General features: G+C 71.7%; 18 protein-coding genes and 6 pseudogenes. 18 read left to right on the top strand and 6 right to left on the bottom strand.

Translation table 11 applies throughout. From position 1 onward, the window contains the following. Positions 1–63: 63 nt before the first annotated feature. Positions 64–135: pseudogene (locus WKH84_RS21880) on the bottom strand (LacI family DNA-binding transcriptional regulator); the annotation flags it as partial. A 600-nt stretch (positions 136–735) separates the two neighbouring features. Here WKH84_RS21880 and WKH84_RS21875 point away from each other — a divergent pair. From WKH84_RS21875 to WKH84_RS21860, 4 genes are all read left to right on the top strand, one after another. Next, positions 736–1578 carry an extracellular solute-binding protein gene (locus WKH84_RS21875; protein WP_341855099.1) on the top strand — a complete coding sequence of 281 codons (843 nt, stop codon included), beginning with the start codon at positions 736–738 and terminating at the stop codon, positions 1576–1578. A 129-nt stretch (positions 1579–1707) separates the two neighbouring features. Beyond that, the gene (locus WKH84_RS21870; protein WP_341855098.1) at positions 1708–2394 is read left to right on the top strand and encodes a hypothetical protein; all 687 of its coding nucleotides are present in this window, start codon (positions 1708–1710) and stop codon (positions 2392–2394) included. Then, positions 2352–2936 carry a hypothetical protein gene (locus tag WKH84_RS21865; RefSeq protein ID WP_341855097.1) on the top strand — a complete coding sequence of 195 codons (585 nt, stop codon included), beginning with the start codon at positions 2352–2354 and terminating at the stop codon, positions 2934–2936. The genes WKH84_RS21870 and WKH84_RS21865 overlap by 43 nt, the downstream gene beginning before the upstream one ends. Then, positions 2860–3288, top strand: a complete 429-nt coding sequence (locus WKH84_RS21860; RefSeq protein ID WP_341855096.1) for an ABC transporter permease subunit — start codon at positions 2860–2862, stop codon at positions 3286–3288. The genes WKH84_RS21865 and WKH84_RS21860 overlap by 77 nt, the downstream gene beginning before the upstream one ends. On the opposite strand, the gene WKH84_RS21855 is transcribed toward WKH84_RS21860, so the two are convergent. After that, complete coding sequence (locus WKH84_RS21855) at positions 3281–3472, bottom strand: hypothetical protein (RefSeq protein WP_341855095.1); 192 nt, start codon at positions 3470–3472, stop codon at positions 3281–3283. The two genes, WKH84_RS21860 and WKH84_RS21855, sit on opposite strands and share 8 nt — an antisense overlap. 359 nt (positions 3473–3831) lie before the next feature. On the opposite strand from WKH84_RS21855, the gene WKH84_RS21850 reads away from it, so the two are divergent. The 11 genes and pseudogenes from WKH84_RS21850 to WKH84_RS21800 all read left to right on the top strand — a co-directional run bounded on the left by WKH84_RS21850 (position 3832) and on the right by WKH84_RS21800 (position 14306). Then, positions 3832–4206, top strand: coding sequence for an ABC transporter permease subunit (locus WKH84_RS21850; RefSeq protein WP_341855094.1), 375 nt, complete (start codon positions 3832–3834; stop codon positions 4204–4206). 13 nt (positions 4207–4219) lie between these two features. After that, a complete protein-coding gene (locus tag WKH84_RS21845) occupies positions 4220–6220 on the top strand; it encodes a glycoside hydrolase family 13 protein (RefSeq protein WP_341855093.1) in 2001 nt (666 codons plus the stop codon). Between the two features lie 101 nt (positions 6221–6321). Further along, positions 6322–8021, top strand: a pseudogene (locus WKH84_RS21840) (glycoside hydrolase family 13 protein). A 134-nt stretch (positions 8022–8155) separates the two neighbouring features. Beyond that, positions 8156–9361: a hypothetical protein gene (locus WKH84_RS21835; RefSeq protein WP_341855092.1), complete on the top strand. Its 1206-nt coding sequence runs from the start codon at positions 8156–8158 to the stop codon at positions 9359–9361. Between the two features lie 278 nt (positions 9362–9639). Then, positions 9640–10179: a hypothetical protein gene (locus tag WKH84_RS21830; protein WP_341855091.1), complete on the top strand. Its 540-nt coding sequence runs from the start codon at positions 9640–9642 to the stop codon at positions 10177–10179. Beyond that, entirely contained in the window at positions 10164–10838 is a 675-nt protein-coding gene (locus WKH84_RS21825) for a hypothetical protein (protein WP_341855090.1), read from the top strand. The genes WKH84_RS21830 and WKH84_RS21825 overlap by 16 nt, the downstream gene beginning before the upstream one ends. Before the next feature lie 5 nt (positions 10839–10843). Further along, complete coding sequence (locus tag WKH84_RS21820; RefSeq protein WP_341855089.1) at positions 10844–11149, top strand: YbhB/YbcL family Raf kinase inhibitor-like protein; 306 nt, start codon at positions 10844–10846, stop codon at positions 11147–11149. After that, entirely contained in the window at positions 11146–11358 is a 213-nt protein-coding gene (locus tag WKH84_RS21815) for a hypothetical protein (protein ID WP_341855088.1), read from the top strand. The genes WKH84_RS21820 and WKH84_RS21815 overlap by 4 nt, the downstream gene beginning before the upstream one ends. 199 nt (positions 11359–11557) lie before the next feature. Then, entirely contained in the window at positions 11558–12796 is a 1239-nt protein-coding gene (locus WKH84_RS21810) for a glycosyltransferase (RefSeq protein WP_341855087.1), read from the top strand. A gap of 183 nt (positions 12797–12979) precedes the next feature. Further along, positions 12980–13585: a TVP38/TMEM64 family protein gene (locus tag WKH84_RS21805; RefSeq protein ID WP_341855086.1), complete on the top strand. Its 606-nt coding sequence runs from the start codon at positions 12980–12982 to the stop codon at positions 13583–13585. 13 nt (positions 13586–13598) lie between these two features. Next, positions 13599–14306 (top strand): glycosyltransferase family 4 protein, encoded by a 708-nt coding sequence (locus tag WKH84_RS21800; protein ID WP_341855085.1) that lies wholly within the window; start codon positions 13599–13601, stop codon positions 14304–14306. Positions 14307–14878: 572 nt separating this feature from the next. Here the strand turns inward: WKH84_RS21800 and WKH84_RS21795 are convergent. The 4 genes and pseudogenes from WKH84_RS21795 to dnaK form a co-directional block, all read right to left on the bottom strand. Continuing rightward, the gene (locus tag WKH84_RS21795) at positions 14879–15319 is read right to left on the bottom strand and encodes a MerR family transcriptional regulator (RefSeq protein WP_341855084.1); all 441 of its coding nucleotides are present in this window, start codon (positions 15317–15319) and stop codon (positions 14879–14881) included. Between the two features lie 115 nt (positions 15320–15434). Then, positions 15435–16442, bottom strand: a pseudogene (locus tag WKH84_RS21790) (DnaJ C-terminal domain-containing protein). Positions 16443–16586: 144 nt separating this feature from the next. Continuing rightward, positions 16587–17264 carry a nucleotide exchange factor GrpE gene (locus WKH84_RS21785; RefSeq protein ID WP_341855083.1) on the bottom strand — a complete coding sequence of 226 codons (678 nt, stop codon included), beginning with the start codon at positions 17262–17264 and terminating at the stop codon, positions 16587–16589. Next, positions 17264–19122, bottom strand: a pseudogene (gene dnaK / locus WKH84_RS21780) (molecular chaperone DnaK). The gene WKH84_RS21785 and the pseudogene dnaK overlap by 1 nt, the downstream one beginning before the upstream one ends. A gap of 752 nt (positions 19123–19874) precedes the next feature. Here dnaK and WKH84_RS21775 point away from each other — a divergent pair. The 3 genes and pseudogenes from WKH84_RS21775 to WKH84_RS21765 all read left to right on the top strand — a co-directional run. Next, on the top strand, positions 19875–20402 hold the full coding sequence (locus WKH84_RS21775) for a Na+/H+ antiporter NhaA (RefSeq protein ID WP_341855082.1): 528 nt from the start codon (positions 19875–19877) through the stop codon (positions 20400–20402). After that, positions 20339–20950, top strand: a pseudogene (locus tag WKH84_RS21770) (Na+/H+ antiporter NhaA); the annotation flags it as partial. The gene WKH84_RS21775 and the pseudogene WKH84_RS21770, both read left to right, overlap by 64 nt. Beyond that, positions 20896–21102: pseudogene (locus WKH84_RS21765) on the top strand (Na+/H+ antiporter NhaA); the annotation flags it as partial. The pseudogenes WKH84_RS21770 and WKH84_RS21765, both read left to right, overlap by 55 nt. Positions 21103–21109: the final 7 nt, after the last annotated feature.

Here is a 21109-nt window from a genome sequence, read left to right as displayed (position 1 = left end):
CCGCCCCAGCCGGCGGGCCGTCTCGATCACGGAACGCCTGGTGGCCTCGTTGACCCCGGGTCGCCCGTTGAGCACCCGGGAGACCGTGGCCTCGCTCACACCGGCGGCCTTGGCGATGTCGACGAGTCGCGCCATCACACTCATCCCCTCTTGTCACGAGCGCCATCGCGCCGTGTCCGAATCGTGTCCTGCAAGTTCTTGCTGATTCTTGCACAGGACGGCGACGAGGATCTATATTTTCTCCCAACCCGCACGGCCACCGACGGCCAGGTGCACCACGATTCGAAGGAGAAGACGTGCAGATCCGTCGCAAGAACTTCCTCGCCCTGAGCGGCATCGCCGCCACCACCGGTGTCCTCGCCGCCTGCGGCGGCGGCAGCGACTCCGGTTCCGACAGCTCCTCCGGCGGCTCGGACGCGGGCGGCTCCTCCGAGGGCGCGGCGCCCGAGCGCGCCGATGCCGACCTCGTGATCTGGACCGACGAGGTCAAGGCCGGCGCCCTCGAGGGCCCGGCGCAGGACTGGGCCGAGGCCAACAACCTCACCGTCGCGGTGCAGATCGTCGCCGACGACCTGCAGGGCAACTTCATCACCGCCAACCAGGCCGGCAACGGCCCCGACATGATCGTGGCCGCCCACGACTGGATCGGGAACCTGGTGCAGAACAGCGCCATCTCCCCGGTGCAGGCTGCCCTCCGGCGCCTCCGACGCGATCGCCCCGGTCGGCCTCGAGGCCGTGACCTACGACGGCCAGACCTACGGCGCCCCCTACGCCGTGGAGACCCTGGTGCTCTACGCGAACAACGAGCTCACCGATGTGCCCGAGCCCTCCACCGTGGAGGAGCTGGTCGAGGCCGGCGAGGCCGGCGGCGCCGAGAACGTGCTGTCCCTGCCGGTCGGCGAGGAGGGCGACGCCTACCACATGCGACCCTTCTACACCTCCGGCGGCGGCTACCTCTTCGGCGAGGACTCCGAGGGCAACCTCGACCCCTCCGACGTGGGCGTGGGCCAGGAGGGCTCGATCTCCGCGGCCGAGAAGATCGTCGAGCTCGGCGAGCAGGGCGTGCTGAAGACCTCCATCAGCAACGACAACGCGATCTCGCTGTTCACCGACGGCAACGCCGCCTACCTGATCTCGGGCCCCTGGGCCCTGGCCGACATCCGCACCGCGGAGGTCGACTTCACCATGAGCCAGGTCCCCGGCTTCGAGGGCATGGACCCGGCGGTCCCCTTCGCCGGCGTCAACGCCTTCTTCGTCGCCTCCAGCGGCGCCAACCAGGCCTTCGCCCAGCAGTTCGCCACCGACGTGGTCTCCTCCCCCGACATCGCCGAGGCGATGTTCGCCGGCAACGAGTCGCCCCCGGTGAACCTCGAGCCGCAGGAGAAGCTCTCGGCCGACTACCCCGAGATCGTGAAGATCGCCGAGTACGCCGGGGACGCCTCCCCGATGCCCGCCATCCCCGAGATGGCCGCCATCTGGGAACCGCTCGGTCAGGCCGAGGCCAACCTGGTCGGCGGCGCGGACGCCGAGTCGACCATGACCTCCGCCGGCGAGCAGATCTCCAGCCAGATCGGCTGACCCTCTCCGCCATGGAGCGGGCGGCGCCCGCTCCCCGGCTCCCCGGACGGGGTGCGACATCACGGCGTCGCACCCCGTCCGACCGACCTGCCCGGTCACACCCGCCACCCCGTGAAAGGCACCGTCGCCATGTCCAGCCCCCTGCCGCCCGTGCACCGCGAGCGCGGCACCTCGATCCCCGCGGTCCTGGTGCGCATCATCGTCCTCGGCGCCGTCCTCGCCGTCACCGCCTTCACCGTGCCGCTGATGATCCAGCAGCAGCAGTGGCTGTGGCTGGCCGTGATGGTCCTGGCCGCGATCGCGATCTTCGTCATCTACTCCACGAAGCGCTTCATCCCCGGGAAGTACCTCTTCCCCGGCACCTTCTTCCTCGCGGTCTTCCTGATCACCCCGATCATCCTCACGGTGGGCTACTCCTTCACCAACTACGGCGACGGCACCCGCGGCACCAAGGAGCAGGCGGTCAACTCGATCATCGCCAATTCGGTGGTCCAGACCGACGACTCCACCTGGTACAACATGTCGGTCGCCACCCAGGGCGACCCCGTCGAGGGCCCCTTCACCCTGTTCCTGGTGGACCCCGCCACCGGCGTCGTCTACTCCGGCGACGAGGAGACCGAGCTGACCCAGGTGCCCGCCGCCGACGTCACCGTCGAGAACAACTACGTCACCGAGGCGTCCGGCTACACGATCCTCGAGGCGCGCGAGGTCAACGACGCCTACAACGCGCGCAGGAGGTCGCCGTCCCCGTCGACGAGAACTCCGCGGTGCGGGTGCAGGGCGCCAATCAGGCCTACGTGGGCACCACCCTGCTGACCTACGACGAGGCCGCCGACACCATCACCGACACCCAGACGGGCGCGGTCTACGCGGTCGGCACCGTGGGCGACTCCGAGTACTTCGTGAACGAGAACGGCGAGCGCGCCTTCAGCCAGTCCTGGCTGCAGAACGTGGGCTGGTCCAACTACCAGCGCCTGTTCACCGACTCCAACATCGCCCGCCAGTTCCTCGCCGCCTTCGTCTGGACCCTGGTCTTCGCCCTCGGCTCGGTGGCGCTGACCTTCGTGGTCGGCTTCGCCCTGGCGCTGATCCTCAACGACGAGCGGCTGAAGGGCCGCCGCCTGTACCGCTCGATCCTGCTGATGCCCTACGCGGTGCCGGGCTTCATCGCCCTGCTGGTGTGGTCGAACTTCTACAACCAGGACTTCGGCCTGATCAACACCACCCTCGGCATCAACGTGAACTGGCTGGGCGATCCGACGATGGCCAAGATCGCGGTGCTTGCTGACGAACCTGTGGATGGGCTTCCCCTACATGTTCATCGTCTCCACCGGCGCCCTGCAAGCGATCCCCGGTGACGTGATGGAGGCGGCCCGCATCGACGGCGCCAGCCGCTTCCAGACCACGGTGAAGGTGGTGACCCCGCTGCTGCTGGTGGCCGTGGCCCCGCTGCTGGTGGCTTCCTTCGCCTTCAACTTCAACAACTTCAACGCGATCGAGCCGCTCACCGAGGGCGGTCCGTTCCTGCCGGGCGAGTACACCCGCGGCGGCACCGACATCCTGATCTCGATGATCTACCGCATCGCCTTCGGCGGCTCGGGGGCCGACTTCGGCTTCGCCTCCGCCGTCTCCGTCGCCCTGTTCGCGCTGACCGGCGTGCTCGCGGCGATCCAGTTCCGGTTCACCAGCGTCCTCGAAGACGTCAACTGAGAGGCGGCCCGATCATGAGCACGCAGACTTCGCAGCAGACCTCCGTCACCGCGCGCGGGCGGATGCCCTTCGGCCGCTGGATGGCCGAGGTCGGGTGGCGCCACGTCGTCGGCATCCTCGCCGTCGCCTTCGCGGTGTTCCCCATCCTGTTCATCATCTCCGCCTCGGTGAACCCGCTGGGCACCGTCTCCAGCTCCGGCCTGATCCCCAAGGCCTTCTCCCTGGTGCACTACGAGTCCCTGATCGCGGGCGATCGCGGGCCCTTCCTGCGCTGGTACGTGAACACGATCATCGTGTGCGGCACCGTCGCCCTGGTGCAGGTGTTCCTCTCCACCCTGGCCGCCTACGCCTTCAGCCGCCTGCGATTCGCCGGTCGCCGCATCGGCCTGCTCTCGCTGCTGCTGGTGATGATGTTCCCGGCGTTCCTGGCGATGATCGCGGTCTACTCGATGGTCTCCGGGCTGGGCAAGGCGATCCCCTTCCTGGGTCTGGACTCGCTGCCGGGCTACATCATCGTCGCCGCTGGGCGGCTCGCTCGGCCAGGTGTGGCTGATCAAGGGCTTCTTCGACACCGTGCCCAAGGAGCTGGACGAGGCCGCCATCATCGACGGTCGCTCCCACTGGCAGGTGTTCACCAAGATCCTGCTGCCCACCCTCACCCCGATCCTGGCCACCACCATCCTGCTGGCCCTGGTGGGTGTGCTCTCCGAGTTCCTGCTGGGCTCGATCTTCCTGACCAGCAACGACACCAAGACCCTGGCCGTGGGCCTGTACGGGATGCTCGAGGGCGACCGCTCCAACAACCTGGGCGTCTTCGCCGCCGGCTCGGTGATGATCATGGTGCCGGTGATCATCCTGTACCAGTTCCTGCGGCGCTACATCGTCGGCGGCTCCACCGCCGGCGCCGTGAAGGGCTGAACGGACCCTCCCGATGAGCGGACTCCCCTCCCCCGCCCCGCGACCGGTCGATCCCGCGATCGAGCCCAGCGGCGTGCCCCTGACCGAGCGGCCCCACCACGACTCCGGCCCGTCCTTCGTGCCGGGTCCGCGGGCGGGCCTCGGCCAGGAGGCCACGCCGCGGGTCTGGGTGCCCGCCGCCTATCCGGCCCGCACCCTGGCCCTGCGGTCCGTGGTGGACGGGGAGATCCTCACCGGGGACCTCACCCCGCGTTCCGCGTCCGACGGCACCGGCACCTGGTGGGAAGCGACCCTGACCGTCGCGAACCCGGTCGTGCCCTACCGCGTCGCCGTGCTCGCCGAGCCCGGTGCCCGCACCGCCTCCGGCGCCCCGGTCCCCACCTACGCCTGGCTCACCGCCGCCGGCCTGGTGCCCTGGGACGTCTCCGACGCCACCGACTTCCGCCTGGTCGCGCACGAGCCGGCCCCGGACTGGGTGGACGACGCGATCGTCTACCAGGTCTTCCCCGACCGCTTCGCCCGCGGCTCCCGCATCCCCGAGGACGCCGAGGGCCGCCCCGTCCCGGAGGACCTGCCCGCCTGGGCGGTGCCGATGCGCTGGGACGAGGAGCCCGCCGTGCGCGGCGACCTCACCGGCGCCCAGTACTACGGCGGCGACCTCGACGGGATCATCGAGCGCCTGGACCACATCGCCTCCCTCGGCGCTGACACCGTCTACCTCACCCCGATCTTCCCCGCCGGCTCCGTGCACCGCTACGACGCCTCCACCTTCGAGGCGGTCGATCCGCTGCTCGGCGGCGAGGAGGCCCTGGCGCGGCTCTCGAAGGCGCCGCACGCGCGCGGTATGCGCCTGGTGCTGGACCTGACCACCAACCACACCGGGGACACCCACGAGTGGTTCCGCGCCGCCCAGGCCGATGCCGGGAGCGAAGAGGCCGGGTACTACCTGTTCACCGAGCACCCGCACCGCTACGTGAGCTGGCTGGACGTGCCGAGCCTGCCCAAGCTCGACCAGCGCAGCGCCGCCCTGCGCGCCCGCCTCACGCGCGGTGAGGGCTCCGTGACCGCGCGATTCCTCGACGAGCCCGTGCTCGCCGACGGCTGGCGCATCGACGTGGCCAACATGACCGGCCGCCACGGTGCTGTGGACCTCACCCGCGAGGTGGCCCGCGAGATGCGCGGCACCCTGCGCCGAGTCCGCGCCCGCACCGGCCGGGACACCTGGCTGGTCGCCGAGCACGGCCACGACGCCACCGGGGACCTGGACGGCGACGGCTGGCACGGCACTATGAACTACACCGGCTTCACCCGGCCCCTGTGGGCCTGGCTGGCCGAGCCCGGCGACGCCCTGAACTGGCTGGGACTGCCCATGACGACGCCGCGGGCGCCCGGCGGTGCCGTCTCCCGCGACCTGCGCGACTACAACGCGCAGATGCCCTGGCCCTCCCGACTCCACTCCCAGAACCAGCTCTCCAGCCACGACACGCCCCGCACCCGCACCGTGGTCGGCGAGCGCGGCCGCCAGCTCACCGCCGTCGCCGCCCTGGCGGCCCTTCCCGGGGTGCCCACCGTCTTCGCCGGGGACGAGCTCGGCGCCGAGGGCCTCACCGGGGAGCACGCCCGCACCCCGATGCCCTGGGCCGCCATCGACGCCCTCGCCGAGCAGGCGGGTGATCCCGGGGACGCCGATCTTCCGGTCGATGCCGAGGTGCTGGAGTCCACCCGCACCCTGCTGGGCCTGCGCCGCGAGCACCCGGCCCTGCGCCGCGGCGGCCTGCGCTGGCTCGCACACCGGGGACGACGCCCTTGTGCTCGTGCGCACCCACCCGGACGGCGACATCATCGTGCACCTGGCCCGGGACGCCCACGATCCCGTCACCTTGGACCTGCGGTCCCTGCCCGGCGTGACCGGTGCCCATCCTCTGGCGGCCGTCGGCGGCGCCACCGCCGCCGCGCACGGACCGCTGCTGCACCTGCAGGCCACCGCGGCCGGCGCCACCGTGCTGGCCGCTGAGCCGACCACGGAACCGACCTCTGTCTGAGACTCCACGAATCCTCCGGGCCGGCACTCCCCGTCGGCCCGGCGCCCCGCACCGCCCCCATCGGAAGGACACCATGACCATCACCCCCTCGCCTGCCCGCGCGACCGCGCGGCCGGAGGCCGGCGCCCCCGAATGGTGGCGCGACGCCGTGGTCTACCAGGTGTATCCCCGCTCCTTCGCCGATGCGGACGGCGACGGCATGGGCGACCTGCCCGGCGTCACCTCCCGCCTGCCCTACCTGCGCGAGCTCGGCGTGGACGCCCTCTGGCTCTCGCCCTTCTACACCTCCCCGCGGCGCGACGGCGGCTACGACGTGACCGACTACTGCGACGTGGACCCGCGCTTCGGCTCGCTCGCCGATGCCGACGAGCTCATCGCCTCCGCCCATGCGATGGGCCTGAAGGTGATCGTGGACATCGTCCCCAACCACTCCTCGAGCGAGCACGAGCTGTTCCAGCAGGCGCTGGCGGCCGGGCCCGGCTCCCCCGAGCGGGACATGTACGTGTTCGCCGATGGCCGGGGGAGCACGGCGAGCCGCCGCCGAACAACTGGACCTCGATCTTCCACGGCGAGGCCTGGACCCGCGTCACCGAGGCGGACGGCACGCCCGGGCAGTGGTACCTGCACATCTTCGACACCTCCCAGCCGGACTGGAACTGGCAGAACCCGCGCGTGCACGCCCTGTTCCGGGATGTCTTTGCGGTTCTGGCTGGATCGCGGGGCCGACGGGTTCCGCGTGGACGTCGCCCACGGGATGGTCAAGCCCGAGGGGCCGCCGGACGCCGCCGTCAACGCCGAGGGGCCGCTGGACATCCCCGAGGGCGAGGTGCCGATCTACTTCGACAACGACGGGGTGCTGGAGATCTACCGCGAGTGGCGGCCGATCCTGGACTCCTATGAGGGCGAGCGGATGATGGTGCTGGAGGCCTGGATCCCCGAGCACCGGTCGCCGCTGTACATCGGCCCCGAGGAGGCGCACCAGTCCTTCAACTTCGGGTTCCTCCAGGCCACCTGGGGCGTGGAGACGATGCGGGCGGCGATCGAGAAGCCGCTGGCCCTGGCCGATGCCGTGGGCGCGCCCACCACCTGGGTGCTGTCCAACCACGACGTGATCCGGCACGCCACCCGCTACGGCTTCCCGCCCGGCTACCGCTTCGGCGAGGGGCTGGGCCGCGAGGAGACGCCGGACGCGGCGCTGGGCCTGGCCCGCGCCCGCGCGGCGACGCCGCTGATGCTGTCCCTGCCGGGCGCCGCCTACCTGTACCAGGGCGAGGAGCTGGGCCTGCCGGAGGTCGCGGAGATCCCCGACGCGGCGCGCGAGGACCCCGCCCATCTTCGGGCCGGGGTGCCCGGCCGCGACGGCGCCGCGTGCCGCTGCCCTGGCGGGCGGACGCCCCGGCGTACGGCTTCTCCCCCACCGGCGAGAGCTGGCCGCCGCGACCGGAGGAGTTCGGGGCGCTGGCGGCGGATGCGCAGGAGGGCGTGTCCGGGTCGACGCTGGAGATGTACCGCGCCGCGATCGCGGCGCGCAGGGAGCACGGCCTGGGCCGCTCGGACGCCCCGGTGGAGTTCCTCGAGGACCTGCCCGAGGGCCTGCTGGGCCTGGTGCGCGGCGAGGTGGTGGTGCTGGTGAACACCTCGGAGGAGGAGCCGCCGCTGCCCGCCGGACCGGACGGCCTCGACCTCGCGGACGCGGAGGTGCTGGTCGGCTCCGCCGAGCCCGTGCCCGGCCGGCTCCCGGCCGACGCCGCCGTGTGGGCGCGTCGGCGCTGAGCCGCCGCTGCGCCGGGGAGGAGCGAAGCACTGACGCCGCCGGCGGATCGCCGGTGAGTCGCGGTGCTCACGTCCGGCCGCGCAGGGCCCGTCCCTGCGCGGCGGGAGCCCGCCTCCCCGCTAGGATCGCGCTCATGCGCTCGCCCTCCGCCCCGGTCGATCCCGGGTTCGACGTCGTCGTCCTCGGCGCCGGCCTGAACTCCCTGAACCTCACCATCGCCTTCCACGCCCAGTACGGGATGCGCCGCACCACCGTGGTGCGCACCCCGGTGGCGATGAACGAGCGCACGGTCACGACGGACCTCGTCACCCTCGGCGCCGACGCGAGCGACGAGGACCTGCGCGATGCGCTGATCGACCTGGCCGCCCAGCGCCCCGCCGGCCGGCCGGCGCTGCTGCTGACCAACGCGGACTCCCTCATCGAGCTGATCGATCGCTTCCGCGCCGATCTGGAGCCGCACTACCTGCTCGCGCAGGTCGACGCCCAGCCGCTGTCGCGCCTGGCGGACAAGGCCGAGTTCGCGGAGATCTGCGAGGAGCTCGGCATCGACACGGTCCCCACCGTCATCGTCGACTTCTCCCGGGCCGGGGAGCCGGACTGGAACGGGCACGAGGAGCCGCCCTGGTCCTATCCCGTGGTCGGCAAGGCCGCGAACACCGCCGAATACCACCACGTCGACTTCCCCGGGAAGAAGAAGGTGTTCTTCCTCGAGTCCGCGGAGGAGCAAAGAGGCCCTCGTGCGATCCCTGCAGGAGGCCGGCTTCACCGGGCGCTTCCTGTTCCAGGAGCTGATCGAGGGGGACGACACCGCGCGCCGCTCGATCACCGCCTACCGCTCCAGCCGCGGGAGGGTGACGCCGCTGTGCGCGGCGCAGGTGCCGCTGGGCGAGCACACCCCCGAGGCGCTCGGCCGGCCCGCCGCGATGGTCACCGGCGACTTCCCGAGCCTCACCGCCGCCGCGGAGCGCTTCCTGGACCATGTGGACTACGTGGGCTTCGCGAACTTCGACGTGAAGGTCGACCCGCGCACCGGCCGGGAGTGCTTCTTCGAGATCAACCCCCGCATCGGCCGGAACAACTACTACGTCACCGCCGCGGGCGAGCCCGTGGCGCGGCACGTGGTCGAGGACCGGGTGCACGGACGCGACATCGCCCAGGTGCGCGTCACCCGGCCGATCCTCTACACGATCCTGCCGCCGCGGCTCGTGCTCTCCTATGTGCGCGATCCCGCCCTGCGCGAGCACGTCCGAGGTGTGGCGCGGCGCGGGCGCGCGCAACCCCTTCCGGTACCGTCCTGAGGGCCTGTGGATGCGCGCCTACTCGGTCGTCTCCGGCCTGAACTTCGTGCGCAAGTACCGCGCCGTGTACCCGCGCCCCACCGACACCGGCTTCTGAGCGTCCGGGCCCGGCACGTCCCGCCGCTCCCCGATCCCACCGCTTCACCCCTCCCGCACCGCGCACGACCGACAAGGACCCCTCTGATGCCCGACACCCCGCCCCGCCCCTGCACCGCCGTGTCGACCCCGGAGGTGGACCTGGTCTTCGCTCGGCGGCGACATCGGCATCTACGCCCTGGCCCGCGCCTTCCACGAGAAGTACGGGATCACCTCGACGGTCGTGACCCGGAAGGTCGCCGGCCCCGTCGCGGACTCCTCGATCCTGACGACCGTGGAGCTGGGCATGGCCGCCTCCGAGGAGGACATGGTCGCGGCGCTGCTGCAGGTGGGCCGCGACAAGGCCGCTCGCTCCGGCGGCACCCGCCCGGTGCCGCTGGCGAACGCGGACTTCCTGGTCGCGGCCGCTGGCCGCGCACCGGGACGAGCTCGGCGAGCTCTTCCACCTGCCGCCGCTGGACGACGACGTGCTCGAGGCCGTCGCGGACAAGGCGACCTTCTCCCAGATGTGCTCCGAGATCGGCGTGGCCACCCCGCGCACCGTCGTGCTCGACTTCGAGGGCGGCACGGCGCCGGAGGTGCCGGAGCTGGACCTCGGCTGGCCCGTGGTCGCCAAGGCCTCCCGCTCCTCCGCGTACAACGCCGTCTCCTTCCCCGGCAAGCGGAAGGTCTTCGAGATCGAGGACCGCGCCCAGCTCGCTCGACCTCGTCGGCCGTCTCACGGAGGCCGGCTATCAGGACCGCTTCGTGGTCCAGGAGATGATCCCCGGCGACGACACCTCGATGCTGTCGGTGACCGCCTATGTCGACACCCAGGGCCGGGTCACCCTGCTCGGCGGGGCGCAGGTGCTCCTCGAGGAGCACACCCCCGGCGCGCTGGGGAACCCGGCGGCGATGTTCACGACCGACCTGCCGGAGGTGTTCGAGCAGTCGGTGCGCTTCCTGCACCACACCGGCTACCGCGGCTACGCCAACTTCGACGTGAAGATCGACCCCCGCGACGGGGTCGGGAAGTTCTTCGAGGTCAACCCCCGCATCGGCCGGAACAACTACTACATGACCGCGGCCGGGGCGAACGTCGCGGCCGCCCGTGGTGGCGGACCTCGTCGAGCGGCGCGAGATGGAGCGGCTGGTGCCGCGCGAGGAGGTCCTCTACTCGATCGTGCCGTGGCCGCTGCTGCGCCGCTACATCATCGACCCGGACCTGCGCACCCGGGTGCGGGAGATCGGGAAGCGCCGCACCGTGCACCCGCTCGCCTACGGGGTCGAGGGCGCGAAGCGCCGCTTCTACGTGCTCGCCGCGAAGATGAACCAGGTCAAGAAGTTCCTCCAGCACTACCCGCGTCCCTCGGCCGACGGCTTCTGAGGGGCGGGAGACCGGCGCGGTCCGGTCGACTTCTCCGCGCGCCCTGCCTAGGCTGATCGGCATGAGCGAGAACGTCACCGAATCCGACGAGACCTTCAGCCTGACCTCCTCCGCCACGCCGGACGGGACGGTGGTCGCCCCGCCGCGGCTCGTCGAGGCCCTCGGCGGGCAGAACCTCTCCCCCGATCTCGCATGGAGCGATGCTCCCGAGGGGACGCGGTCCTTCGCGGTCACCTGCTACGACCCGGACGCCCCGACGGGCTCCGGGTTCTGGCACTGGGTCGCCTGGGACATCCCTGCCACTGCCGCGTCGCGCCGCAGGGCGTGGCCCGCGAGGACGCCGGCTCGCCGATCCGCCAGGCCGTGAACGACTTCGGGAACGTCGGCTACGACGGGCCGGAGCCGCCCGCCGGCGCCCCGCACCGCTATCAGTTCTCGATCCACGCCCTGCCTGTGGAGACCCTCGGCGTCGAGCACGGGGCCGCCAACGTCCAGGCGCGCTTCGCGATCTTCACCCAGCGAGCTGGGGTCCACGTCGCTCACGGCCCGCTACCAGGTGACGGGCTGACGCACTAGGGGGAAACTCTCCGCGACGCGTCGGGCGCGCCCGGTTCTGGCCCCTGGGCACCGGTCATAGGCTCGGAGCATGAGCACGAGGACCAGGCACGACCAGGCGTCGGAGGCAGGATCAGACCACGGTCTGATCCCTCTCCTCCGCTCGGCGGAGGCGCTCGGCGCGACCACGTGCGAACCTCGAGGGGTGAACGTGACCAGGATGCGCCCGAGCCCCCGTCAGGACGCCGAGCCGACCCGTCCCCTGCGAGTGCTCCTCACCACCGACTGGTGGGAGCCGGTGGTCAACGGGGTGGTCGCCTCGGTCCAGACCCTGCGCCGCGAGCCGCTCGCCCTCGGCTGCGACGTGCGGGTGCTGACGCTGTCCCAGGGCATCCGCACCCGCAGCGAGCAGGGCGTCTACCGCATCGGCTCGGTCTCCGCCTCGATGGTCTACGACCGCGCCCGGATCGGCATGCCCGCCAGCCGCCGCGTCGCGCGCGAGATCCTGCGCTGGCGACCGGACGTCGTCCACTCCCAGTGCGAGTTCTCGACCCACGTGTGGGCGCGCCGCATCGCCCGCACCCTCGCCGTGCCGCTGGTGCACACCTACCACACGATCTACGAGGACTACACGCACTACTACTCCCCCAGCCGCTCCGTCGGAAGGAAGGTCGTGGAGACCTTCTCCCGCCGGGTCCTGGCGGGGACGGACGCCGTCGTGGTCCCCACCGCGAAGGTCCAGCGGATCCTCACCGGCTACGGGGTCCGCTCCCCCGTGCACGTCGTGCCGACGGGCCTGGACCTCGAGCGCTTCCGGCCCGCCGCGAGCGAGGCCGAGCACGAGGACGTCCGGTCGCTGCGCCGCGGGCTCGGCATCGCCCCCGAGCAGCGAGTGCTCGTCTCCGTCTCGCGCCTGGCCAAGGAGAAGAACCTCGAGGAGGTCCTCGACATGGTCGCGGGCGCGGACCGGGCGGACACGGTCCTCGTGCTCGTCGGCGACGGGCCCTACCGCCCCGAGCTCGAGGCCCACGCCCGGGCACTCGGGATCGCCGACCGGGTCCGCTTCGCGGGCGTCGCGGATCCCGCCGAGGTGCGGCGCTGGTACCGGATCGGCGAGCTGTTCGTCAGCGCCTCCCTCAGCGAGACCCAGGGCCTGACCTTCATCGAGGCGCTCGCCTGCGGGCCGCCGCTGCTGTGCCGTCGCGACCCGTCGCTGGCGAACGTGGTGATCGAGGGGCGCACGGGCTGGCAGTACGAGGACGCCGAGCAGTTCTCCGCCCACCTGTCCGCGCCGCTGGACGGCCCGCGCCGACGCGAGGAGATGGCGGCCGCGGCCCGTGAGCACGCGCAGGCGACCTGCGGGGCGCAGGACTTCGGTCGGCACGTGCTCGAGGTCTACCGCCAGAGCCTGCGCCGCAGACCCGCCCGGATCATCTCGCGCCCGGTCGTGACCGCATGAGCACCACGACCGGGGCGATCCCCGCGATCCGCACCGCACCGACGCGCCCGGCGACCCCTTCACGCCGCATCGCCGCCCGTCACGTCACCGCCCGGCCGGTCCCCGCACCCGTCTCCCGCCCGGGTGCGTTGCAGGCCCCGGCCGCCCCGGCCCGCCCCGGCGCCGACCGGATCTCCGGGACCGGTGGCCGGGAGGCCGGGATCCGACGGGACCCGCTGCGGATCGCCGCCCGGCTCTCCCCGCTGCTCGGCCTCGGCCTCTCCATCGCACTGGTGGTCTGGGGGCTCGACACGGGGGTCGCCGCGCTCGCTGACGAACCTGCAGGCCTTCATCGACTCGCTCGGCGCCTGGGGCCCGCTCGCCTTCTTCGTGGTCTCCGCCGCCTCGGTCGTCTTCCCCATCGTCCCCGGCGGCCTGCTGGTGATCGCGGGCCCGGTGCTCTTCGGCGCCGTCGAGGGGACCGTGCTGAACTACCTCGCCGTGTGCTCGGGCTCCCTGCTGAACTTCCTGATCGCGCGGCACGTGGGCCTGGGCCTCATCCAGCGGATGTTCCGTCCGCGCACGGTGGAGAAGCCGCTGGGCTGGACGCGCGCCGCGCACTTCACCCGCGCCTTCGCGCTCGCGATCGCGCTTCCCGTCGCGCCCGACGACCTGCTGTGCTACATCGCGGGCACCACCCGCATGAGGTGGCGCACCTACGTCGCGATCATCCTGCTGTGCAAGCCGTGGGCGCTGATCGCCTACGGCCTCGGCGTGAGCGCGCCGCTGCTGCGCTTCCTTCCCTGGTGAGGAGTACTCCCCGATGCTCATGAGCTCCCGCGCCGCGAGGCGCCGCCGCCGGCCGCTCGAGGCGGCCGGCCGTCGTCTGGACCGCATCGCCCGCACCATCCTGCCCCGACGCCATCCCCGCCGCGGGGTGCGCGGCGACGAGCCAGCGCGCGTGCTGATGCCGCGCGGTCTCGCCTCGCTGGCGAAGGAGTCCGGGATCGGCGCCGCGATGCGCCATCAGGAGACCGCCGTGCGGGCACTCGGCCACGAGGTGGTCACCAACCCCCTGCGCCCCTTCGACGTGGTGCACCTGAACACCCCGTTCCCGGACACGCCGCTGCTCGCGCACTGGGCGCGGCTGTGGCGTCGGCCGGTGCTGATGTGGGCGCACTCGACCGAGGAGGACTTCCGCGACTCCTTCCCCGGGGCTAACCGCGTCGCGCCGCTGTTCCGTTGCTGGATCGCACACCTGTACCGCCGCGGCGACCTCGTGGTCACCCCGAGCGAGTACTCGCGCGGGCTCATCTCCCGGCCGCAGTACGGCCTGCGCGCCCCGGTGCGGGTGCTCTCCAACGGCGTGGACACGACCTTCTTCCGCCCCGATCCGGGAGCGCGGAGGCGGCCGCGCGAGCGGCCTGGGCCTTGGACCGGAGGCGCGCGTGGTGGCCAGCGTCGGGATGCGGCTGGTGCGCAAGGGGATCCTCGACTGGGTGGAGGTGGCGAGGCTCGCTGCCGGAGGTGACCTTCGTCTGGTACGGCCGCACCGATCCCCGCATGCTCACCCGGGACGTCGAGCGGGCGCTGGCCTCCGCGCCGCCGAACGCCCTCTTCCCCGGCTACGTGCAGGCGGAGCAGGTGCGCGAGGCGTACTGCGGGGCGGACGTCTTCTGCTTCCTCACCAAGGAGGAGACCGAGGGGATCGTGCTGTGGGAGGCGCTGGCCTGCAAGGTGCCGGCGCTGGTGCGCGCGATCCCGATCTACCGCGACGGGATGCCCGACGGGGTGCTCACGCACCAGGTCGCGGGCGACGGCCCCGGCTTCCCGGGGCGCGCGGCGGAGAAGCTCGCTGCGGCCGCTGGACGGGGAGCTCGCCGACCTCCGCCGAGCGGGACGCGAGGCGGCCGAGGGCGTGGACATCCGGCAGATCGCGCGGACGCTCGCGGCGCTGTACGAGGAGGTCGGGGCGCGACCGCACCGGCCTGCTCCCGGGCGGGACGACTGAGGCCGGACCGCCCGGGCGCGGGTACCGGACGCGGCCCGGCGTCGTCGGCCGCTCGCTCGGCGCGGGCGAGGCCCGGTGCCGGCGGCCCGAGGTCAGCGGCGGTGGCCGGGCCGCCAGACGACGAGCGCGCCGCCGCGGAGCGCGCGGCGGGGACGCTCGCCGCGGCGCAGAGCGCTGATCTCCCCGTCGCGGTCGGCGGTGAACACGCGGCGGCGCGCGGGGCTCATCGACTCGAGGGTCTCGCGCACGCGCTGCAGCTGGTCCTGGAGGGTCTGGACCTCGTCCTGCGACTGGAGGATCCGCTTGATGCCGGCGAGGTTGACGCCCTCGTCCTGGGACAGCTCCTGGATCTCCCGCGCCCGCATCACGTTGCGCGCGCTGTAGCGGCGTCCCCGGCCGCGGGTGCGGCGCGGGACGACCAGGCCGAGCCGGTCGTACTGGCGCAGGGTCTGGGGGTGCATGCCGGAGAGCTCGGCGGCGGCCGAGATGGCGAAGACCGGCGCGCGCTCGTCGAGACGGGACGAGGGGGCCATAGGAGAGCTCCTTCCGGGATGCGAAGATGGACGGGTCGGGACGGGCGCGGCGGCGGGCGGCGCCGATCTCCGAACGGACCGGCCGGAGATCTCCGTCCGGCCCGTTCGGCTACGGTCAGCTGGCGGCGGCCGCGGCGAGCCCGGCGCGCGGGTCCTCGCCCTTGAGCGCCTCGCGGAGGTCCTCCACGGCCTTCTTCGCCTTCCCCTCGACGTGCGAGGGGACCGCGACCTGGACGGTGACGTGGAGGTCGCCGGTGCGCTTGGAGGTCACGAGCCCCTTGCCGCGCACGCGCAGGGTACGGCCGGACGGGGTGCCCGCGGGGACCTTCACCGACACGGTGCCGCCGTCCAGCGACGGGACGGGCACGGTGGCGCCCAGCACGGCCTCGTCGAAGGAGACGGGCACCGTGATCTTCAGGTTCGCGCCGGCGGCGCTCCACACGGGGTGCTCCTCGACGTCCAGCGTAAGCGCAGGTCTCCTGCCGGGCCGCCACCGGGGCCGGGCCGGCCCTTGCCGCGCAGGCGGATCTTCTGCCCGTCATGGACGCCCGCGGGGATGCGGGCGGTGACGGTCCTCCCGTCCACGGTCAGCCGGATCTCGGTGCCCAGCGCCGCGTCGCGGAAGCTGATCCTCGTGCGGGCCGAGATGTCCTGGCCCTTGGAGGGGCCGGGCTGGAAGCCGGCCGGTCCCCCGCCGCCGAAGCCGCCGCCGGCCTGGCCGCCGAACATCTTCAGCAGGTCGTCGAGATCGGGGCTCGCGCCACCTCCGCCGCCTGCGGCGTAGCCGCCTGGGGCGCCCTGACCGGCGCCGAACATGGAGGAGAAGATGTCCTCGAAGCCTGCGCCGCCGGGTCCGCCCTGCCCGGCGGAGAAGCGCGCACCGCCGGAGCCCATGGCGCGGATCGCGTCGTACTGCTCGCGGCCGCTCGGGATCGTTGAGGACCGAGTAGGCCTCGCCGATCTCCTTGAACGTCTCCTCCGCTGCGGGGTCGTCGGGGTGGCGGTCGGGGTGGTACTGCCGGGCCTTCTTGCGATAGGCCTTCTTGATCTCCTGCGCGTCGGCGTCCTTGGAGACGCCGAGGACCGCGTAGAAGTCCTTGTCGAGCCAGTCCTGTCCGGACATCAGCGTCTCCTTCCGGGAGCCTCAGGTACTTCTGCGTCGTTCGTGGTGTTCGTAGGGTTCGTGGCGTTCGTGGGGAATGAGCCGGGGCGGGGCCCGTCGGCGGGACCGACGGGCCCCGCCCCGGCGTCGTGGAGGCGCGTGCTCTCAGGCGGGTCCGCGCGTCCCGACCCGGGCGGGGCGCGCGACGCGATCGTTCATCGCATAGCCCGGCCGCATGACGAGCGAGATCGTGGCGGTCTCGACGTCGTCGGCGTCCTCGTGCATGAGGGCCTCGTGGAGGTTCGGGTCGAACTCCTCGCCCACCGCGCCGAAGCGCTTCAGGCCATGGGAGCCGAGGATCTCCACCAGCTTCTGCGCGATCGAGTGGAAGGGCGTTCCCTCGGCGATGTCGCCGTGCTGGCGGCCCAGCTCCACGTCGTCGAGCACCGGGATCAGAGCGGCCAGGACGCGGCCCACGGCCGCCTCCTTGCCCGCCTCGGCGGAGGCCTCGATCCGGCGGCGCGAGTTGACGTACTCGGCCTGCTCGCGCTTGAGCCGCTCGGTGAGCGCGGTGACCTGGCCCTCGAGCTCGGCGACCCGTCCGGCGTCTGCCGGGGCGGAGTCCCCGCCCTGGCCCGAGGCGGCCTGCTCGAAGAGCGTCGCCGCCTCGGCGTCGATCGGGTCGACCGGCTCCTGGGAGCCCTGTCCCTCGGAGGCGGGGGCGTCCCCGGAGGGACGGATCGAGCCGTCCTCCGGGTTCACCTTCCGCTTGTCGGTGAAGGAGAACCGCGGCTCGCCCTCAGGGCGCTGGGCGTCGTCGGGGTGGCTCTGGTTCTCGGTCATCACTTGTTCTCCTCGTCCTCGTCCACGATCTCGGCGTCGACCACGTCGTCGTCATCGGACGACGGCGCCTCGGTGCCCTCGGGAGCGCCCTCGGCGCCCTCTTGGGCCTGGGAGTAGATCGCGGTGCCGACGGCCTGCGGCGCCTCGTTCAGAGTGTCGCGCTTGGCCTCGAGGTCCTCGGTGGAGGCGTCCTCCTTGGCCAGCTCATCCTTCGCCTCCTTGATGGCGTCCTCGGCCTTCGTCCTGTCGCCGTCGGAGATCTTCTCCTCGTTGTCCTTCAGCGACTTCTCGCCCTGGTAGACGAGCCGCTCGAGGGTGTTGCGGGCGTCGGCGTTCTTGCGGCGCTCCTCGTCCTCGGCGGCGTGGGCCTCGGCGTCCTTCACCATGCGGTCGATGTCCTCTTCGGACAGGGCGGAGCCGCCGGTGATCTGGATGGACTGCTCGTTGCCGGTGCCGCGGTCCTTCGCGGTCACGTGCACGATGCCGTTGGAGTCGATGTCGAAGGTGACCTCGATCTGCGGCATGCCGCGCGGCGCCGGGGCGATGCCGGTCAGCTCGAAGGTGCCGAGCATCTTGTTGTCCCGGGTGAACTGGCGCTCGCCCTGGAAGACCTGGATCGCGACGGAGGGCTGGTTGTCCTCGGCGGTGGAGAAGACCTCGGAGGTCTTGGTCGGGATGGCCGCGTTGCGCTCGATGAGCTTGGTCATCACGCCGCCCTTGGTCTCGATGCCCAGGGAGAGCGGGGTGACGTCCATGAGCAGGACGTCCTTGCGCTCGCCCTTGATGACCGCGGCCTGGAGAGCGGCGCCGACGGCGACGACCTCGTCCGGGTTCACGGACTTGTTGGGCTCCTTGCCGCCGGTGAGCTCCTTGACGACCTCGGTCACCGCGGGCATGCGGGTCGAGCCGCCCACGAGGACCACGTGGTCGATGTCGGAGACCTTGATCCCGGCGTCCTTGATGACCTGGTGGAAGGGGGCCTTCGTGCGCTCGAGCAGATCGGAGGTCATGTCCTCGAACTGCGCGCGGCTCAGCTTCTCGTCCAGGTGCGCGGGCCGTTCTCGGTCATGGAGAGGTACTGCAGGGAGATGGTGGTAGAGGTGGAGGAGCTGAGCTCCTTCTTCGCCTGCTCGGCGGCCTCCTTCAGGCGCCGCAGGGCGATGCGGTCCTTGCCCAGGTCCACGCCCTCCTTGTTCTTCACCTGCGAGATCAGCCAGTCGACGATCTTCTGGTCCCAGTCGTCGCCGCCGAGGCGGTTGTCGCCGGCGGTGGCCTGGACCTGGATGGTCGAGCCCTCGTCGTCCTTGCTCACCTCGAGCAGGGAGACGTCGAAGGTGCCGCCGCCGAGGTCGAAGACCAGGATCTGCTCGTCGTCGTTGCCCTTCTCGAGGCCGTAGGCCAGGGCCGCGGCCGTGGGCTCGTTGATGATGCGCAGGACGTTCAGACCCGCGATCGTGCCGGCGTCCTTGGTGGCCTGACGCTCGGAGTCCGAGAAGTAGGCCGGGACGGTGATGACCGCGTCGGTCACGGACTCACCCAGGTAGGACTCGGCGTCCTTCTTGAGCTTGCCGAGGATGCGGGCCGAGATCTCCTGCGGGGTGTACTTCTTGCCGTCGATCTCCTGGGTCCAGTCGGTGCCCATGTGGCGCTTGACGGAGGAGATGGTGCGGTCGACGTTGGTCACGGCCTGACGCTTGGCGACCTCGCCGACGAGCACCTCGCCCTGCTTGGAGAAGGCGACGACCGACGGGGTGGTGCGGGAGCCCTCGGCGTTCGCGATGACGGTGGGCTGGCCGCCCTCGAGGACGGCGACGGCGGAGTTGGTGGTGCCGAGATCGATTCCGACGACACGGGACATGGGTGCCTGCCTTTCTGCGACGGATGCGCCGCACGGGATCTTCGCTGCCGACCAGCGGCCGACGGCAAGACTTGAGCTGTACGGACTCAAGTAGAGGACCCGAGATCGACGATGTCAATCTCAGCGGCTCCGTTCTTGAGTGCACCCGGCTCAACTCTGATCCGATCAGGTTCATTCCCGGTGCGGCAGGACGTGATGGAGGCCACATCTGTAGGTTCTCGACAAGGTGGCAGTGATCTCAGCGATCTGTCACCGGCGTGGCTGGATCGCTGTTCCTGTCTTGGACCAGGGCATCGATGACGGTGCGGGCTGCGATACGGGTCCGACGCCTCCGGGCCCGGCGACTCCGCGCGACCCTCGCCTCTCCTCACGTCGTCGAACGCGAGGATCGCTGGTTGCGCGGGTCGAGCTCGCCGCGAAGAGAACTGAGGCCGGGCGGAGCGTCTCCTGGTCCTCGCACAGCTCGCTCGTTCTCAGCCTTCGTTCGCTTGACCTCGGCACTCCCTGCGCTGGTGACACCCGGACGAGTCCCGTGGTCGACATCCTCCTGCGCCGGACAGCGCCGCACGGCCCCACGGGACGCCGTCCTGCCGAGCGGTCGCGACCGCTGCGGCGAGGTGGGAGGAGAACTCCCGCGGGAGCTCTCGCACGAGCCGCACGCACCTCGCGCGCGACCGGGGATCGATCTCCCACGGCCGCCCGTCCACCCCCTCGGACCCGAACAGCGGCGGCATCGCACCCGGTCCGACCCAGTGGCGCCGGCCAGCACGTTCAGGCAGAATCGCGCCGTGCCCCACTCAACCTCGCCCTCGCGCGGTATTGCCGGAAGACTCCGCACGGAGTCGGGCTCGGCCGTCCTGCTCATCGTCGTCACGGCCTTCGCTCTCCTCTGGGCGAACTCGCCGCTGTCCTCTTCCTATGTCGAGCTGTGGCAACAGAGCGTCGGGATCGACGTCGGCCCGTTCGGCCTGCACCTGGATCTGCACCACTGGATCAACGACGGACTGATGGTCGTGTTCTTCTTCGTCGTGGGTCTCGAGGTGCGCCAGGAGTTCGCACACGGGGCTCTGCGGGACAGCAGTCGCGCCCGTCTGGCGGCGATCGCGGGCGTCTCGGGGGTGGCGTTGCCCGCGCTGGTGTACGTCCTGGTCGTCGGCGCGTCCGGTGGCGAGGGGCTTCGCGGGTGGGGGCGGTCGTCGGAACGGACACGGCGTTCATGCTCGGTGCTCTCGCGATCGTCGGCCCTCGGCTTTCCGGGCAGCTGCGCGTCTTCCTCCTGACCCTCACGGTGGTCGACGACTTCCTTGCGGTGTCGATCATCGGGGTGTTCTACAGCGACGAGATCCGACCCGTCCCGCCGCTGGTCGCTCTCGGTCGCCTCGTCGCCCTGTGGCTGGTGGGCCGTTCCCGGCAGTGGAGTGCCGCTCCGTATGTGGGGATCGTCATCGTGATGTGGCTGGCGACTCTGTCCTCCGGCATCCACGCCTCGCTGACGGGCATGATCGCCGGCCTTCTGATCCCCGCCTACCCGACGCAACGGCAGGAGGTGGTCGCCGCCCGGCGCCTGTTCCGCGACTTCTGGCAATCCCCGAGCGCTTCCTCGGCGCGTGCCGTCGGACGGGGGCTGTCCAAGGGCGTGTCGGTCAACGAGCGGTTGTACGAGTACCTCCGTCTCCCCACGGCGTTGCTGGTCGTGCCGATCTTCGCTCTGGCCAATGCCGGGGTCGACCTGGGCGGCGGGGTGGTGGCCGACTCGCTGGGCTCGCCTGTGACGTGGGGCGTCATCGCGGGGCTCGTGCTCGGCAAGCTCCTCGGAATCGGGATCGCGACGCTCCTCGCCGTTCGGTTGGGCGCAGGCCGACTGCCGGAGGGGGTCGGAATGGGCGCGTGTTCGGCGGGGCAAGACTTTCGGGCATCGGTTTCACCGTGTCGCTGCTGGTCATCAGCCTCGCCTTCGACTCCTCCTCGGATCTGGGGCGCCAGGCGA

The sequence above is a fragment of the Brachybacterium sp. GPGPB12 genome, from assembly GCF_038396325.1.
Classification (GTDB): Bacteria; Actinomycetota; Actinomycetes; order Actinomycetales; family Dermabacteraceae; genus Brachybacterium; species Brachybacterium conglomeratum.
Note: the sequence above shows the minus strand (reverse complement) of the source record. Positions and strands in the feature narration are given on the sequence as shown.

What these genes read in the sequence shown, in the direction of transcription:
- WKH84_RS21810 (WP_341855087.1), top strand. Translation starts at nt 11,558, where the DNA reads ATGCGCCCGAGCCCCCGTCAGGACGCCGAGCCGACCCGTCCCCTGCGA.
- WKH84_RS21795 (WP_341855084.1), bottom strand. Translation starts at nt 15,319, where the DNA reads ATGGCCCCCTCGTCCCGTCTCGACGAGCGCGCGCCGGTCTTCGCCATC.
- WKH84_RS21820 (WP_341855089.1), top strand. Translation starts at nt 10,844, where the DNA reads ATGAGCGAGAACGTCACCGAATCCGACGAGACCTTCAGCCTGACCTCC.
- WKH84_RS21870 (WP_341855098.1), top strand. Translation starts at nt 1,708, where the DNA reads ATGTCCAGCCCCCTGCCGCCCGTGCACCGCGAGCGCGGCACCTCGATC.
- WKH84_RS21785 (WP_341855083.1), bottom strand. Translation starts at nt 17,264, where the DNA reads ATGACCGAGAACCAGAGCCACCCCGACGACGCCCAGCGCCCTGAGGGC.
- WKH84_RS21845 (WP_341855093.1), top strand. Translation starts at nt 4,220, where the DNA reads ATGAGCGGACTCCCCTCCCCCGCCCCGCGACCGGTCGATCCCGCGATC.
- WKH84_RS21835 (WP_341855092.1), top strand. Translation starts at nt 8,156, where the DNA reads ATGCGCTCGCCCTCCGCCCCGGTCGATCCCGGGTTCGACGTCGTCGTC.
- WKH84_RS21800 (WP_341855085.1), top strand. Translation starts at nt 13,599, where the DNA reads ATGCTCATGAGCTCCCGCGCCGCGAGGCGCCGCCGCCGGCCGCTCGAG.